Origin of the sequence: Micromonospora sp. URMC 105 (genome assembly GCF_051386295.1) — a bacterium.
GTDB lineage: Bacteria > Actinomycetota > Actinomycetes > Mycobacteriales > Micromonosporaceae > Micromonospora.
In genome coordinates this window covers 1-1,331 of record NZ_JBPQTL010000204.1, presented here as the reverse complement: position 1 = coordinate 1,331, position 1,331 = coordinate 1, and the positions used below count along the sequence as shown (strand labels likewise).

Here is a 1,331-nt window from a genome sequence, read left to right as displayed (position 1 = left end):
CCTGCGCTGACTGTGAGGCTGGCCGGGTTGGCCCGTACGTGATGGGCTGATGGCTGGCAGCAGTAGACGTGACTCATGCCCTGACTGGCCTGTGTGCCTTTGGAGGCGACTTGTCCGTCTGCTGCTGCCGGTGCCGGCCCGGCGGGAGACGTTTGGCCTGATCAGGAGCTTGACCGCCAGTTAGCGGCTGGCGTGTCTCATCACAGTCCTGCCATCTCCGCACCGGACCGGACCCGTGCGTCCCCACGGCGAGGAGAGAACGCATGTCCATGCTGACAGAACTGGTCGAGGTCGTCATTGGCGTCGACACCCACAAAGACACGCACACGGCCGCCGTGCTCGATACCCGCACCGGCGGGGTCCTTGCCAGGGCCTCGGTGAGCACCGACCCGGACGGCTACGGCCAACTGGTGGCGCTGGCCGATCGGCACTCAGGGTTGCGGGCATGGGCGTTGGAAGGCTCCGGCGGCTACGGCGCCGGCCTGGCCCGGCACCTGGCCGACGCCGGTGAGCTGGTCGTCGAACTGGACCGGCCGCTGCGCCCGACCCGCCGCGGTGGGGCGAAGTCCGATGCGATCGACGCCGAACGGGCCGCCCGCGACGCCCTGGCCCGCACCCGGCTGGCGCAACCCAAGACCGGCCCCGAGCGAGCGGCGTTGCAGGCACGGCTGACCGCCCGACGGGCCGCTGTGGAGGCCAGCGCCACCGCCCAGCGGCAGCTGCACGCCATGGTGATCACCGCTCCCGAGGTGGTGCGGGCCCGCTTCCGTGGCCAGAGCACCCGCGCCATGCTCACCACCGCCACCCGACTGCGCCCCACCAGCAGCGCCGACGTTCAGGTGTTCACGAGCTTGACCGTTCTACGGGACCTCGCCCGCCGCGTCCGCTTCCTTGAAGCCGAAGCCGCCGAGCACGAGAAGGCGATCCGCACGATCGTGAGATCTTGGCGACCGGACCTGCTCGACCTGACCGGCGTCGGACCGATCGTCGCCGCCACCGTGCTCACCGCCTGGTCGCACCCAGGCCGTTGCCGCAACGACGCCGCGTTCGCCATGCTCGCCGGCACCGCCCCAATCCCCGCCTCCTCCGGCAAAACCGTCCGCTACCGACTCAACCGCTGCGGAGACCGCCAACTCAACCGCGCCCTGCACACCATCGTCCTGACCCGGCTGCAACGCGACGAACGCACCCGCGCATACGCCGACCGCCGCCGAGCCCAAGGCAAAACCGACCGGGAGATCAAACGCTGCCTCAAACGCTACGTCGCCCGGGAGATCTACCGACGCCTGGAAACCGCACCCCAAACACTTGACGCGGCATAGGAGCGTCGC

1 protein-coding gene is annotated in these 1,331 nt (G+C 70.1%); it reads left to right on the top strand.

From position 1 onward, the window contains the following. The first annotated feature begins 263 nt into the window (after window positions 1-263). Window positions 264-1,322 carry an IS110 family transposase gene (locus ACSNN7_RS28930; protein WP_436684213.1) on the top strand — a complete coding sequence of 353 codons (1,059 nt, stop codon included), beginning with the start codon at window positions 264-266 and terminating at the stop codon, window positions 1,320-1,322. Window positions 1,323-1,331: the final 9 nt, after the last annotated feature.